The 12361-nt window shown below is 58.9% G+C and carries 18 protein-coding genes, 2 tRNA genes and 1 pseudogene; 13 read left to right on the top strand and 8 right to left on the bottom strand.

What is annotated here, in order from left to right:
- Positions 1-76: 76 nt before the first annotated feature.
- Complete coding sequence (locus RGR602_RS08240; protein WP_039844694.1) at positions 77-388, top strand: hypothetical protein; 312 nt, start codon at positions 77-79, stop codon at positions 386-388.
- Positions 389-579: 191 nt separating this feature from the next.
- Here the strand turns inward: RGR602_RS08240 and RGR602_RS08235 are convergent, their stop codons facing one another.
- From RGR602_RS08235 to RGR602_RS08220, 4 genes are all read right to left on the bottom strand, one after another.
- Complete coding sequence (locus RGR602_RS08235) at positions 580-882, bottom strand: hypothetical protein (RefSeq protein WP_039844693.1); 303 nt, start codon at positions 880-882, stop codon at positions 580-582.
- Positions 883-1021: 139 nt separating this feature from the next.
- Positions 1022-1411, bottom strand: a complete 390-nt coding sequence (locus RGR602_RS37000) for a hypothetical protein (RefSeq protein ID WP_170250631.1) — start codon at positions 1409-1411, stop codon at positions 1022-1024.
- Positions 1411-1719, bottom strand: coding sequence for a hypothetical protein (locus tag RGR602_RS08225; protein WP_039844691.1), 309 nt, complete (start codon positions 1717-1719; stop codon positions 1411-1413). The genes RGR602_RS37000 and RGR602_RS08225 overlap by 1 nt, the downstream gene beginning before the upstream one ends.
- Entirely contained in the window at positions 1716-2009 is a 294-nt protein-coding gene (locus tag RGR602_RS08220) for a hypothetical protein (RefSeq protein WP_039844690.1), read from the bottom strand. The genes RGR602_RS08225 and RGR602_RS08220 overlap by 4 nt, the downstream gene beginning before the upstream one ends.
- A gap of 91 nt (positions 2010-2100) precedes the next feature.
- Here RGR602_RS08220 and RGR602_RS35405 point away from each other — a divergent pair, with 91 nt between their 5' ends.
- Positions 2101-2319 (top strand): DUF982 domain-containing protein, encoded by a 219-nt coding sequence (locus RGR602_RS35405; RefSeq protein WP_082046506.1) that lies wholly within the window; start codon positions 2101-2103, stop codon positions 2317-2319.
- Positions 2320-3002: 683 nt separating this feature from the next.
- Complete coding sequence (locus RGR602_RS34825) at positions 3003-3461, top strand: tyrosine-type recombinase/integrase (RefSeq protein ID WP_170250633.1); 459 nt, start codon at positions 3003-3005, stop codon at positions 3459-3461.
- Between the two features lie 116 nt (positions 3462-3577).
- Here the strand turns inward: RGR602_RS34825 and RGR602_RS08210 are convergent.
- Both RGR602_RS08210 and RGR602_RS38170 read right to left on the bottom strand, forming a co-directional pair.
- A tRNA-Cys gene (locus RGR602_RS08210) sits at positions 3578-3651 on the bottom strand.
- A 145-nt stretch (positions 3652-3796) separates the two neighbouring features.
- Positions 3797-4093, bottom strand: coding sequence for a membrane protein (locus RGR602_RS38170; RefSeq protein ID WP_039844689.1), 297 nt, complete (start codon positions 4091-4093; stop codon positions 3797-3799).
- 117 nt (positions 4094-4210) lie between these two features.
- On the opposite strand from RGR602_RS38170, the gene RGR602_RS08200 reads away from it, so the two are divergent.
- From RGR602_RS08200 to RGR602_RS37945, 3 genes and pseudogenes are all read left to right on the top strand, one after another.
- Positions 4211-4285, top strand: a tRNA-Asn gene (locus RGR602_RS08200).
- A gap of 385 nt (positions 4286-4670) precedes the next feature.
- Positions 4671-5051 carry a hypothetical protein gene (locus tag RGR602_RS35400; protein ID WP_082046505.1) on the top strand — a complete coding sequence of 127 codons (381 nt, stop codon included), beginning with the start codon at positions 4671-4673 and terminating at the stop codon, positions 5049-5051.
- A 138-nt stretch (positions 5052-5189) separates the two neighbouring features.
- Positions 5190-5420, top strand: a pseudogene (locus RGR602_RS37945) (DUF6429 family protein); the annotation flags it as partial.
- Positions 5421-5563: 143 nt separating this feature from the next.
- Here the strand turns inward: RGR602_RS37945 and RGR602_RS08185 are convergent.
- On the bottom strand, positions 5564-6400 hold the full coding sequence (locus RGR602_RS08185) for an SDR family NAD(P)-dependent oxidoreductase (RefSeq protein WP_039846725.1): 837 nt from the start codon (positions 6398-6400) through the stop codon (positions 5564-5566).
- Between RGR602_RS08185 and RGR602_RS08180 the strand changes: the two genes are divergently transcribed.
- The 6 genes from RGR602_RS08180 (at position 6387) to RGR602_RS08155 (ending at position 10536) form a co-directional block, all read left to right on the top strand.
- Entirely contained in the window at positions 6387-6608 is a 222-nt protein-coding gene (locus tag RGR602_RS08180; RefSeq protein WP_039844687.1) for a hypothetical protein, read from the top strand. The two genes, RGR602_RS08185 and RGR602_RS08180, sit on opposite strands and share 14 nt — an antisense overlap.
- Before the next feature lie 104 nt (positions 6609-6712).
- Positions 6713-7753, top strand: a complete 1041-nt coding sequence (locus RGR602_RS08175; RefSeq protein WP_039844686.1) for a cysteine synthase A — start codon at positions 6713-6715, stop codon at positions 7751-7753.
- Between the two features lie 5 nt (positions 7754-7758).
- A complete protein-coding gene (locus RGR602_RS08170; RefSeq protein WP_039844685.1) occupies positions 7759-8496 on the top strand; it encodes an alanyl-tRNA editing protein in 738 nt (245 codons plus the stop codon).
- Positions 8497-8517: 21 nt separating this feature from the next.
- Positions 8518-9387 (top strand): 3-mercaptopyruvate sulfurtransferase, encoded by an 870-nt coding sequence (gene sseA / locus RGR602_RS08165; protein ID WP_039844684.1) that lies wholly within the window; start codon positions 8518-8520, stop codon positions 9385-9387.
- An 8-nt stretch (positions 9388-9395) separates the two neighbouring features.
- Positions 9396-9956, top strand: a complete 561-nt coding sequence (locus tag RGR602_RS08160; protein WP_039844683.1) for a GNAT family N-acetyltransferase — start codon at positions 9396-9398, stop codon at positions 9954-9956.
- Positions 9957-10026: 70 nt separating this feature from the next.
- Entirely contained in the window at positions 10027-10536 is a 510-nt protein-coding gene (locus RGR602_RS08155; protein ID WP_039844682.1) for a DUF1203 domain-containing protein, read from the top strand.
- A 15-nt stretch (positions 10537-10551) separates the two neighbouring features.
- Here the strand turns inward: RGR602_RS08155 and ald are convergent, their stop codons facing one another.
- The gene (gene ald / locus RGR602_RS08150; protein WP_039844681.1) at positions 10552-11670 is read right to left on the bottom strand and encodes an alanine dehydrogenase; all 1119 of its coding nucleotides are present in this window, start codon (positions 11668-11670) and stop codon (positions 10552-10554) included.
- Positions 11671-11829: 159 nt separating this feature from the next.
- Here ald and RGR602_RS08145 point away from each other — a divergent pair, with 159 nt between their 5' ends.
- Positions 11830-12291, top strand: a complete 462-nt coding sequence (locus tag RGR602_RS08145) for an Lrp/AsnC family transcriptional regulator (protein WP_039844680.1) — start codon at positions 11830-11832, stop codon at positions 12289-12291.
- Positions 12292-12361 lie beyond the last annotated feature (70 nt).

The raw sequence follows: 12361 nt of genomic DNA, 5'->3' as shown, positions 1-12361 counted from the left end.
ATCGCGTTGTTGAACTGCACTTGCGACTCATGGGTGTTCATTATCAACTGCTGATGCAACCAGCAAAGGAACGCCTATGGCACGCTACATTGCCGTTTACGATATAGCGGACACCCATCGAGATCCGCACGCCGCCTTTATCGCTCAAGCGGAGAAACTTGGATGGTCGACTTGGGTATGGGCGCCTACCGCAAAGAAATGGTATAAGCTACCCAACACCACGTTGATCGGCGACTTCCAAGATCGCGACGCGGCACAAGCAGTATTCAACGCTGCAGCAAAGGCCGCCAGAGCTGAGAAGGGTGAACTTACGGTCGAGAAGTATTTCATCGCCGACTGGAGCTCAGCCACATTCGACTCTGATGTTAAAGCTGGCCCTGTGACATGATCGCTCGTTCGGTACGTGTCATGCGTTACCCGTCACAACACAATTGAAGATCATGCCGTCTTCGAGCTTGATCACCTTGCCTGGGTCGTTAATCCCTGCCCGCACACCGGTTAAGGTGGCGGGCTGTGGTGGTCAGGCCGGTCCAGGTTCGACGCGCCGCCTTCGGTTTACTTATCCCCTGGACTCCGACGCTAATCCAAGGACCAATTATAGGGTGATGCCGGATCATTAACGCACGCATAATCGAGGGTGCACATCTGTCCGTTGGCATCCCGCAAGCTGACGATGGCGCGCTTGTCACCCAGCCTACAGCGGGACGGCGGATAGCGGAAGCTGCGGCCGCCGAAGCCGGTGCGTACAAAAGTCGCTTTGGATTGGCGGATCATCTGCGCAATCTGACTACACGTGTGAGCGCGGGCATTGACTTCCACGGCCTGGGCGGCAAGGCCTGACGACGGGAGCAAAAGCGCAGTTGCTAAAATCACGTTCTTCATGGGAACTCCTCCTCCTATGGAGGCGAGTTAAACAGCACTGCCCGCGGCATTCAAAACGATTCTTTATCGTTGAAGCGTTGCCTCGAATTGGTGCCCGCGCCGCAGCCCGAGTGAGAATGCGTCAGGAAGTTCACCCGGGCTAAGCCTCAAACGTACATCCCCATCGGAGCTGGTTTGCGCGGCCGCACGGCGTCGATAGACCGTTACCAACTTGATGCCGAGACCCGTCGAGAAGTGCGTCGAGCTTGCCTTTGCTCATATACCAGCAGCCCTTTCGATCGCCTGTTTCTTGCACGCCGACCATGATTTCGCGCAAAGGCCAGCAAGGCGAACCGCCGCTCTCCTCTCCGGCGAGCCGGTCTTTAATTCCCAGAACTGATTTTTCTCGAACCGCTTCTGGTAGAGCCGGACAAGCTTGCTGTCGCGGCGGCGCATTGTAGCGCCGGACAAGCGGCCAAATCCACTCGCGGCATTCGTGCTTCGTGGTGCGGCTGCAAAATGGGATGCAGCAGGAGATACGGTCGACCATCAACCCTTCCTGACGCGATAGCCGCGGTTCATGTGATGCCAGCAGTAAAGATCACCGCCGGTCGCATCGGCACAGAACAGGAATGGAGAGCCGTTATTCAGCGGCCACCGGCATTGATGAACGCCGAGTTCATGCAGCTCCTTGCCTGTACCAAGACGCTCTTCGTCGCTAGCGTGGATTTGCAGCAGCGGGGATGTCCCGACTGTCTGCCGGGAGACACCATACTTGGTCGCGATGACGCCGATCGATGAGCCATCCTTCCAGAGAGCCGAGGCGCTCTCCAAATCGATCTTGACGTTGGCGTTCATGCGACTGCTCCTTTACGCTCGACTTCGATCCGCTCCCCCTTCCGGAAGATCGCCTCCGCGGTCTTCTTCGCCACGCCCTTCTTGCTGCCGCCCATGGAGGAAATGCCGGTGATCGGGCTGTTGAGATGTTCGAAGAACGCACCGTTGGCGGCCTTGAGCGCTTCGGTTTCCGTCGCGAAGATGATGTCGTGCCGGCCATCGCGAAGGACGCGGTTCTCGGCGTCATGGACTCGCCGGTAGTAGGCTATCCGCCGTGGGCGCTTCATTGCTCCGCAGTCGAATTTGTTCATCGACCGCTCCTGCTTCTTTGAAATTCGATGGAACGATCTGACGCCGCGGCGGATTTCTTATGACCGAGAAACTTTCGTTTGGAGCGAGACCATGTTGACGCAACGTTGGAAGAAACCCCTCGTCTTGGGAGATGGCCGTATCCGGATAATTGTCGGTTCGGCTGAGGAGGCAATGAACTGGCTTATCCACGAGCCCAACCAGAGCAGCGACAAATGGCGCCATGCGTGGCGAACTTGTCGAGCGGTGCATGAAGGCCGACTGCCCGCTGAAGAGGCTAGGTCCGCTGTTGAGCTCGCTGCTGGCCATTGATCGGTCCACCTAATAGCCGACGGCGCCCGGGATGGTTGCGAGTGCGAATTCATTCATGCTTCAACCTGCCTTGGATCTTGCCTTTCTCGCAGCGTGCCGGAGCTTCGCTACCGCGATGATCGCAGGCCCGACCTCCGGCTCCGCAGCCTCGTAGCCCAAACCGCGATGGCCATTGAGGTAAGGCAGCGTTGCGCAGCGGCTCCCAATTCGGCGGCTCGGTGTTCGTCTTGTCGCCAACCAGGCACTTCAAGAACATCCCATCAGGCAGCGGGCCGTTCTGCTTTTCCCAGAGATATTTGTGCTTCAGGACATGCCGTCGGTCGTAGCCGGTGTGAGAGTTCGGCTCGTCAACACTGATCTCGACGTAGCCATCCTTTGCAACCCGCTCATGGCCAAGATATTTGGTGTTGAGGTTCTCCGGGATCGCAAGAAGGAAACGTCATTCGCAGCCGACGAGCGCCTGAAAGTCCTTCGCCAGGTCTTTGAGACGAAGAAGGACAATAAGCCGATCTCGCCAAATATCGCGCGCCTCGTTGACCCTTTCCGCGCTTACAGCGATTGGCCACGAGACGGCCAAGCCGGAAGACGTCGATCGCTTCATCGAGCATCACGGCATAAACTCCAAGGCTGTGCTCTATGAGGCAATCTAGACGTACACAGGCTTGCGCGTATCGGATCTAGCCGTGCTTGGTCCGCAGCATCGCAGGCTGGATGCATTCAAGCTTCGGCTCTTCAAGAATCGCAACCGGACGCCTGTTGATATCGAGATCGCCATTCATCCGATTCTCGAAGGCGTCTTGGCAACGCACAAAGTCACAGCATTGACGCACCTCGTCACAGAATTCGGCAAGCCGTTCAGCGTGAAGGGGCTTGGCAATCGCATTTCGGATTGGTGGAGACAGGCGGGAATGCCGCATCTGACATCGCATTCCGTGCGCAAGGGACTGGCCACGAATGTCGCTCGTAACGAAGCGACCGATAATATGCTTGAGGCGATGTTCGGCTGGAAAGATGCAAAGACGTCGAAAATCTACACCCGGGATGCAAACCGGGCACGTCTTGCGAGGATGGCTGTAGGCAAGATCAATTGGGACGGAATCGGCACAAAATTGTTGCCGGCGGCTGATGGGACGGACGGTTAAACCGGGAACGGGTTGCCACACCTGCTTTGGTGTGGCGGAGCGGTTCAAGTCCAGATTGCCGCACCCGAGAAATAATCAAGCAAAATCGACTACTTACAACTGGGGTGAATAAAGTTTGGAGGCCTCGCCCGGAATTGAACCGGGGTACAAGGATTTGCAGTCCTCTGCGTCACCACTCCGCCACGAGGCCTCACAGGTTCAAGTAATCGAACCGTGGCGAGCGTTTAGAACCATCCTAGAAAAATCGCAAGAGGCCATTTCTGAAAAATGACCCCGGCAACCTCTGAACGGTGTTCCGAACCGTTCTTCACACGCTCTTTTCCTTGGTTTCTCCATCAGCCTGCGGACGTGTTCCGCCTGTGCCACCAGATGGAGAATCGGCGGCGCCATCTGCGGGCGAACGGCAGGTCGTGCGAGAGAACGATGAAGCCGAGCGGTATCATCCAGAAGCCGAGAACCGGCAGAAAGCCCAGGATACCGCAGAAGATCAGCAGGACGCCTATGAACACGCGGGCAATCCGCGAGCGCGGCAGAGGGATGTGCAGGGAACCGAGAACGAGCTTTCCCGTTGTATGATCGATGCCGAAGCGCTTTTCGCGCGGGTTTCTGCTATTGTCTTTCCCGTCAGTCATGCACAGGAGATGGTAACAAACGCCGCAAATGCAAGCGGATGTCATTTTTTTGAAAAAACTGCTTGGCAAATCGAACAAGCATTTGTATTAGCCCACTCACGCCGCGCCAAGCGGTGATCCCTGGTAGCTCAGCGGTAGAGCATTCGACTGTTAATCGACAGGTCGCCGGTTCGAATCCGGCCCGGGGAGCCAGATTTCCAACCTAAGTGGTTGATGCATTTGCAGGAGTCGGTTCTTGAATGAACCGGCTCCTCATTTTATTCCGACTACTTATTTCCTGTTGGTGGCTAAACTCCTGCTGTGGCTTCGATTTTGTGCAGGAATATATCTCGCGCGGCCCTCACGAGCGCGATGAGGACCTTTTGCAGCAGGACTTTATATCGGCCCTCCTCATGCTCCCAACGCCGGCTTAGAAGGCTGGAACGACCTTGATGGTTCGAAGCGCCGCAAGCTATGTCGGACACGACGCTCTTCCAATACGTCGTCATTAGCGCAACGCCATTTAGCCCTTAAAAGTATCGTTGCAACCAACCTCGGTGCGAGGCGTTCCTTCATGTGCGAAATCCGAGGATCAGTCATGAAACCCATCCTTTCCATTGCAGCCGTTACCTTGGCATTGACCGCCGGCGCAAGCTTTGCCCAGCAGCCCACCGACACGCCGCGGCCGCCAGACAATGCAACAGCGGCGCCTGAATCCACTCCGCCCGGTCAGCAAGCCGCTCCCTCAGATGAGGATCGTCGTCGTCTTGGTTGGCGCAGGGGACGAATGCGTGATCGTCCACCCCTTCCTCCCCCATCGAAGGCGGCGCATTTTCACATCCATGATGGAGACGTTGAAATTGACATCAAGTGTGCCGATGACGAACCGACAAAGGTTTGCGCCGACCTTCTCTTGCAAATGCTGGACAGATTGGAAGGGGCATCATCGTCCAGAGGCGATCGTGATGATTACCGGTAGGCGCCGGGCCGATCTCAGGGTCTACCCGATATCGTTGGCCATCGATATTTCCTTGCGTTAGCGAAAAAAGCCGGCGCCTGAGTATGCATACGCTGAAGGTCGCATGAGATTGGGTCGCTTGCATGTTATGATCGGAGCATGGACATCGACGAGGACAAGATCGACGACGCTGTCTTGGCGCTACTATGGCTGACGTTGCATGACGGGCGTCGGGCGTCGAAGGGTTTTGATTGGAATGCAACAGATCGATTGTTCAAGAAGGGCCTGATCGGCGATCCGGCGAGCAAAACGAAGTCATTGATCTTGACGGATGAAGGCCTACAGCGCTCGGAGGAGCTTTTTCGGGCCTTGTTTACGCGGCCGCCGAGATTAGCAGCGCTTTTCGCTTTCCAGTTCCAAGGCAAATGCTCGTCAATCTTGCTGACCGGATTATCGGCAGGGCGGGCGAGCACGCCTTCGTGAACCGGCTCTTCTTCATTGGCCGTAGGCTGCACTGAGAGACTTTACCCCAATCACTCCGCAGGATGCGGTGTCGCCGGATGGTGGCCGGACGAAGGGGGTGGATGCTTCCACCAGCGCGCCGAACGATTCACCAGCCGGAAGTAGAGGCCGTAGGGCATCAGCCGAAGGAGTTTCAGCATATAGGTGAAGCGCTTCGGAAAACTTACTTCGAAGCGATTGGATTTGAGGCCTGCCGCAATCTGTTCGGCGGCTTCCGCAGGCGACACGAGCGTCGGCAGCGGGAAGCTGTTCTCGCGCGCCGCCGGCATATCGGCAAAGCCGGGGCAGATGATCTGGATGCGGATACCCATCTTGTCGAGGTCAAATTTCAGGCTTTCGGCCATGTTGATCAGCGCCGCCTCGGTGGCGCCATAGGCCGCGCTCGTAGGCAGGCCGCCATAGCCGGCGGCGGACGAGACGATGGCGATCTGCCCCTGCCCCTTGGCCTTCATGTGCCGAATTGCAGGCAGGAGGCAATTGACAACACCGCAGAGGTTGACGGCGAAGCTCTTCTCGAAATCCGCACGGTTCAATTCCTCGGCATGCACAGGCTGGTAAATGCCGGTATTGAAGATCGCCAGGGCGAGCGCGCCGTGCTCGTATTCGATCGAGGCAAGCACATGCTCCATATCCTCGGGATCGGTCACGTCGCCATCGAGAACGACGATGCTGCCGGAAAGCCCGCTTGCTTCGGTCTGAAGTTCGGCCAGCTCTTCATGATTGCCCGCGGTGACGGCGACTTTGTATCCCTCGCCTGCCAGTTTCAGCGCCAATGCCCGTCCGATGCCTGAATTCGCGCCGGAAATCCAGGCGATGCCATGTTCGGGACGGGCGATGAAATCACGCATCATTGACTTCCTCCAGACTGCCGATTCAGCACAAAACCAGAACCGGAAGTTCCTCGCTGCCTCCCGGATTCATGCCTTTATCACGCTATTGTGGCTCATTTCAGCCGATCCGGCCGCCGATGATCCCGTCGAGGGTTTTGGTGTGCTTGAGGCGGGCAGTCCGACGCAAATTGCAAGTCACGTGGGATTTTTGAAAGCGGAAGTCTAATTTTATCGTCGCAGGCGGGGCCATGGAATAGCATTTCTTGCCAACCCAGCCTTGTGAAGGGAAAAGACCGTTCCTAAACTACCAGTTCCACAGAGGCAGATTCCATGACCTTCCATCCATCCGTCATCGAGGCGATCGGCAACACTCCGCTCATCAAGCTCAAGGGCGCATCCGAAGCGACCGGCTGCACCATCCTCGGCAAGGCGGAGTTCCTCAACCCCGGCCAGTCGGTGAAAGACCGCGCCGCGCTTTACATCATCCGCGATGCCGAGAAGAAGGGGCTACTGAGGCCGGGCGGTGTGATTGTCGAGGGCACCGCCGGCAATACCGGCATCGGGCTGGCGGTCGTCGCCAACGCGCTCGGCTACCGCACGGTGATCGTCATCCCCGAAACGCAGAGCCAGGAGAAGAAAGACGCGCTGAAGTTGCTCGGCGCCGAACTGGTCGAAGTGCCTGCCGTGCCTTACAAGAACCCGAACAACTATGTGAAGGTTTCCGGCCGCCTGGCAGAACAGCTGGCGAAGTCCGATCCGAACGGAGCCATCTGGGCGAACCAGTTCGACAATATCGCGAACCGCCAGGCACACATCGAGACCACGGCCGCGGAAATCTGGAAGGATACTGACGGCAAGGTCGACGGTTTCGTCAGCGCCGTCGGCTCTGGAGGCACGCTTGCGGGCGTCGCGGCGGGCCTCAAGGCGTTCCGCAAGGACGTCAAGATCGGTATCGCCGATCCTGAGGGGGCAGCACTTTACGAGTTCTACAAGAACGGTGAATTGAAATCCTCCGGCTCCTCGATCACCGAGGGCATCGGCCAGGGTCGCATCACGGCCAATCTCGAAGGCTTCACGCCGGATTTCGCCTATCAGATTTCCGACACCGAAGCGCTGCCCTATGTCTTCGATCTCGTCGAACACGAAGGGCTCTGCCTCGGCGGTTCGACGGGAATCAATATTGCCGGTGCGGTACGTCTTGCGAAGGATCTTGGCCCGGGTCACACCGTGGTGACGATCCTTTGCGACTACGGCAACCGCTACCAGTCAAAGCTCTTCAACCCCGATTTCCTGACGTCAAAGGGCCTGCCCGTTCCCTCGTGGCTGACCGCGTCGCAGGACATAAAGATACCCTACGAACCAGCAGCGTGAGCCCCATGCCAGTCAATGCCCTCTATCGTGACGATTTCTATCTATCGACATGCGAGGCGGTGGTCACCGCCATCCACGAAGGCGGGGGCATCGAGCTGGATCAGACCTGCTTTTATGCAGCGTCCGGCGGCCAACCGGGCGATACGGGCTTTCTGGAGCGCGCCGACGGTTCGAAGATCGACCTTGGCCCGACGAAGCACGGGGCGACCAAGGATATCGTCGTCCACGTCCCGTCTGCGGGCCAGCCGCAGCCGGTAATCGGCGAAAGGCTCGTCCTGCATGTCGACTGGCCGCGCCGCTACCGGCTAATGCGCATGCACACAGCCTGCCACCTGCTTTCGGTCGTCTGTTCCTATCCGATCACGGGTGCCGCTGTTGGCGAGGACGAGAGCCGCATCGATTTCGACATGAGCGAGACGATCGACAAGGAAGAGGTGACGGCGAAGATGATGGAACTCGTTGCCCACAACTACCCGGTCTATGTCCAGTGGATCACCGACGAGGACCTGGCTGCGAACCCCGGCATCGTGAAATCGAAGAACGTGCGCCCGCCGATGGGACTTGGCCGCGTCAGCCTCGTCTGTATCGGCGAAAACTCGGCGATTGACAGCCAGCCCTGCGGCGGCACACATGTCTCCGAAACGCAGGAAGTCGGTCAGGTCCACATTGCCAAGATCGAGAAGAAGGGTAAGGAGAACCGCCGCTTCCGCATCCGCTTCGGCGTGCCCGGCAACGAAGCCTAAGACAATCAGGGAGAGATCAGAATGAGCGAAGAGAAGAGCCGTTTCGTCGTCTCGGCCGATTGGCTGCAGGGCGAGCTCGGAAAGCCGGACCTGCGCGTGCTGGATGCCTCTTTCTATCTCCCGGCGCAGAATCGCGACGCGGACGCCGAATATGCAAGTGGCCACATTCCGGGCGCGATCCGCTTCGACCAAGACAAGATTGCGGATCATTCCACCGGGCTGCCGCATACCATCCCCTCTCCGGATTATTTCGCCGAAGAAGCCGGCAAGCTCGGTATCAGCGAGACGGACCGTATCGTGGTCTATGACGGTATCGGCATGTTCGCCTCGCCGCGCGTCTGGTGGCTCTTCCGGGTCATGGGCGCGAAAAACGTCTTCGTTCTCGACGGCGGACTCGACGGCTGGAAGGCGGAGGGCAGACCGCTGAAAACGGATGTCCCGAACTATAAGCCGACGACCTTCAAGACGAATTATGATGCAGGCCGCGTCGTTTCCCTCGAAACCATGCGAGACATCGTTTCCAGCGGCGCGCTGCAGATCGCCGATGCGCGCAGCGCCGGACGTTTCGCCGCCACCGAGCCGGAGCCGCGGGCCGGCATGCGCTCCGGCCATATGCCAGGCGCCCGCAGCCTTCCCTCCGGTGTTTTTGCCAATCAGGGCCGTTTCAAATCGCTGCCGGAGCTGAAGCAGACCATCGAGAGTGCGGGGATCGACCTTTCGAAACCGGTCGTCACCTCCTGCGGCTCGGGGATTACGGCTGCGATCATCACGCTGGCGCTCGAATCGATCGGCCATACCGACAACAAGCTCTATGACGGCTCGTGGAGCGAGTGGGGCAGCCGCGACGATACCCCTGTGGTGACCGGCCCGCCCGACCCGATCAAGGTCTGAGACGCACCATGGCGAAGTCCCCCTCCTCGCTCACGGCGCATATCACCCGGCTGGAAATGACGGCGCCGCCCAAGGCAAGCCTACCGGTGCCAGTCAACATCCAGACGGCGATCATGCGCGCGCCGGGCATTCCGCTGCCGTTCTACCGCTATCTCTACCGCCAGGTCGGCGCCCGCTGGCAATGGGTGGACCGGCTGCGCATGAGCGACGAGGCGCTTACCGAAACCCTGCACGACAAGCGCAACAATATCAGCGTGCTCTATGTCAACGGCGCACCCGCCGGCTTCTACGAGTATTTCTGCGAGGACGAGGATACGATCGAACTTTGCCATTTCGGCCTCATCGAGCACGCGCTCGGCCTCGGCATCGGCAAGTGGTTCCTGCTGCAGGCGCTCTACGCCATCTGGACGCTGAACCCAACGCGCGTCACGACAACGACCAACAACCTCGACCATCCGCGCGCCCTACAGCTCTATCAGATGTTCGGCTTCTCTCCAGTCTCAACCGGCACCGGCATCGTCCGACCGCTTAGCGACAAGGAACTGCTGGAAATTGCCAGGAAGAGCTGAGCCGGCAGGAATCGGGTGGTTTGGCCGGCTCTAAAAGTGCATTTCATGGCAATCACGAAGGAGATTTGCCATGCCACCCATCTGTTATTCCGCCATGCCGACCGCCGATGCCGAGCACCTTTGGACCGGTGGCCGCGATGCCTATGACAATCTGCCCGAAACGATGGTTTCCGATGGACCGGGGCATCCCTGCCGTCATTGCCTGAAGAATATCGATGCCGGCGACTTGCTGCTTGTTTTCGCTTACCGCCCGTTTCCGGAATTGCAGCCCTATGCCGAGACCGGCCCGATCTTCCTGCACAAGAACCGGTGCGAGCGTTATAAAGCGGAGGAAGAGCTGCCGCCGGTGCTGAAGACGAGCCGCGACTTTATCGTGCGCGGCTATGGCGAGAACAATCGAATTGTCTACGGCACCGGAGCCGTCACCGCGACCACCGATGTTCCGGGCTATGCCGAAGAGCTGCTGAAGCGCCGGGAGATCGCATACGTGCATGTGCGCTCGGCGCGCAACAATTGCTTCCAGTGCCGGATCGACAAGCAAAAGGCGCCGGCCTTCAGCGAGGCCAGCGCCTTCATCTAACGCAGCGTGATGGTATTACGCTACGTTCAATACGCTTTCCGCTGCGTGGGCTTCATAACCAAGCGCGTCGGCGACCGGCTTGTTGGTGATGCGGCCTCTGTGGACGTTGAGACCGTTTCGCAGATGCTTGTCCTCAGCGATGGCGCGCAGGCTGCGGTCGGCAAGCGCCAGGCCATGGACGAGCGTTGCGTTGTTCAGCGCATGCGCGGAGGTGACAGGAACCGCACCCGGCATGTTGGCGACGCAGTAGTGCACCACGCCTTCGACCTCGTAGGTCGGCTCGGAATGTGTCGTCGCATGCGAGGTTTCAAAGCAGCCGCCCTGGTCGATCGCGACATCGACGATGACTGAGCCTTTCTTCATGCCGGACAGCATTTCGCGGGTGACGAGCTTTGGTGCGGCCGCACCGGGAATGAGCACGGCGCCGATGACGAGATCGGCGGTGAAGACCTCTTCCTCCAGTGCCTGGATGCTGGAATAACGCGTGTGGATGCGTCCGCCGAAAATGTCGTCGAGCTGGCGCAGGCGCGGCAGCGACTTGTCGAGGATACTGACATCGGCGCCCAGGCCGGCTGCCATCTTGGCCGCATGCAGGCCAACGACGCCGCCGCCAATGATCGCGACCTTGGCCGGCAGCACGCCGGGAACCCCGCCGAGCAGGATGCCGAGGCCGCCATTGGCCTTTTGAAGCGCCGTGGCCCCCGCCTGGATCGACAGGCGTCCCGCGACTTCAGACATCGGGGCAAGCAGCGGCAGACCGCCGCGCTCGTCGGTAACGGTTTCATAAGCGATCGCGGTGACGCCGGACGCAAGCAGGCCCTTGGTCTGCTCTGGATCGGGCGCGAGGTGGAGATAGGTATAGAGAAGCTGGCCGTCCCGAAGCTGCACCCATTCCGAGGGCTGCGGCTCCTTGACCTTCACGACCATGTCGCACTTATCGAAGATATCCTTGGCCGAGGCGGCGATCCTCGCGCCAGCGGCGATATAGGAAGCGTCATCGGCACCGATGCCGGAGCCTGCCTTTGTCTCGACCCAGACGTCATGGCCATGGGCGACATATTCGCGAACCGAAGCGGGTGTCAGGCCGACACGATATTCATGATTCTTGATTTCCTTCGGGCAACCGACACGCATTTAAGCGTTCCTCTCATTTTATGTCCGCTTGGGGCGGAGCGTTTGGATGACACAAATCCAAACACCGGACGCGCGAAATGTCCTTGCAAAGAGCATTTGCCTGAGAGCTATTTTTCGAGGATTATTGCGGGAACCACCCTGTTTTCGAAGGTTCTTCGAATGTCTGAACTCGATACCATCGATCGTGCGATTCTGAAGGCGCTTCAGGCGAACGCCCGCATCACCAATGCCGATCTTGCAAACAAGGTGGGCCTTTCGGCTTCCGCCTGTTCCAGACGGCTCGACATTCTTGAGAAGAGCGGCGTCATCGGCGGCTATCACGCGCGCCTTTCGCACAAGGCACTGGACTACAGGATGATCGCCATCGTGCACATCTCGCTCTCCGGCCAGTTTGCAAAGACCCTTGCGGAATTCGAGGCGGCGGTGAAGCGCTGCCCGAACGTGCTCGTCTGCTACTTAATGTCGGGCGAGTACGACTACATTCTGCGTGTCGCCGCACACGACCTGGAAGACTACGAGCGCATACACCGCGACTGGCTCTCCGCCCTTCCCCACGTCGTCAAGATCAATTCCAGCTTCGCGCTCCGGGAAATCATCGACAGGCCGAATGTCGGGCTTTGAGGCCTTGCAAAGCGGCATGAATCCTGGCCTAGCTTCAGTCGTATGCGGGCCTCTCCCGCCTTACGGCAAG

The sequence above is a fragment of the Rhizobium gallicum bv. gallicum R602sp genome, assembly GCF_000816845.1.
GTDB classification, from domain to species: domain Bacteria; phylum Pseudomonadota; class Alphaproteobacteria; order Rhizobiales; family Rhizobiaceae; genus Rhizobium; species Rhizobium gallicum.
Note: the sequence above shows the minus strand (reverse complement) of the source record. Positions and strands in the feature narration are given on the sequence as shown.

Bases quoted from the DNA above. Each gene is read 5' to 3' on its own strand.
- RGR602_RS08185 (WP_039846725.1), bottom strand. From the start codon at position 6,400: ATGCGTGATTTCATCGCCCGTCCCGAACATGGCATCGCCTGGATTTCC.
- RGR602_RS08145 (WP_039844680.1), top strand. From the start codon at position 11,830: ATGTCTGAACTCGATACCATCGATCGTGCGATTCTGAAGGCGCTTCAG.
- RGR602_RS37000 (WP_170250631.1), bottom strand. From the start codon at position 1,411: ATGGTCGACCGTATCTCCTGCTGCATCCCATTTTGCAGCCGCACCACG.
- RGR602_RS08170 (WP_039844685.1), top strand. From the start codon at position 7,759: ATGCCAGTCAATGCCCTCTATCGTGACGATTTCTATCTATCGACATGC.
- RGR602_RS08180 (WP_039844687.1), top strand. From the start codon at position 6,387: ATGAAATCACGCATCATTGACTTCCTCCAGACTGCCGATTCAGCACAA.
- RGR602_RS08220 (WP_039844690.1), bottom strand. From the start codon at position 2,009: ATGAACAAATTCGACTGCGGAGCAATGAAGCGCCCACGGCGGATAGCC.
- sseA (WP_039844684.1), top strand. From the start codon at position 8,518: ATGAGCGAAGAGAAGAGCCGTTTCGTCGTCTCGGCCGATTGGCTGCAG.
- RGR602_RS35400 (WP_082046505.1), top strand. From the start codon at position 4,671: ATGAAACCCATCCTTTCCATTGCAGCCGTTACCTTGGCATTGACCGCC.
- RGR602_RS08155 (WP_039844682.1), top strand. From the start codon at position 10,027: ATGCCACCCATCTGTTATTCCGCCATGCCGACCGCCGATGCCGAGCAC.
- RGR602_RS08235 (WP_039844693.1), bottom strand. From the start codon at position 882: ATGAAGAACGTGATTTTAGCAACTGCGCTTTTGCTCCCGTCGTCAGGC.
- RGR602_RS35405 (WP_082046506.1), top strand. From the start codon at position 2,101: ATGTTGACGCAACGTTGGAAGAAACCCCTCGTCTTGGGAGATGGCCGT.
- RGR602_RS38170 (WP_039844689.1), bottom strand. From the start codon at position 4,093: ATGACTGACGGGAAAGACAATAGCAGAAACCCGCGCGAAAAGCGCTTC.
- RGR602_RS08225 (WP_039844691.1), bottom strand. From the start codon at position 1,719: ATGAACGCCAACGTCAAGATCGATTTGGAGAGCGCCTCGGCTCTCTGG.
- RGR602_RS08240 (WP_039844694.1), top strand. From the start codon at position 77: ATGGCACGCTACATTGCCGTTTACGATATAGCGGACACCCATCGAGAT.
- ald (WP_039844681.1), bottom strand. From the start codon at position 11,670: ATGCGTGTCGGTTGCCCGAAGGAAATCAAGAATCATGAATATCGTGTC.
- RGR602_RS08160 (WP_039844683.1), top strand. From the start codon at position 9,396: ATGGCGAAGTCCCCCTCCTCGCTCACGGCGCATATCACCCGGCTGGAA.
- RGR602_RS08175 (WP_039844686.1), top strand. From the start codon at position 6,713: ATGACCTTCCATCCATCCGTCATCGAGGCGATCGGCAACACTCCGCTC.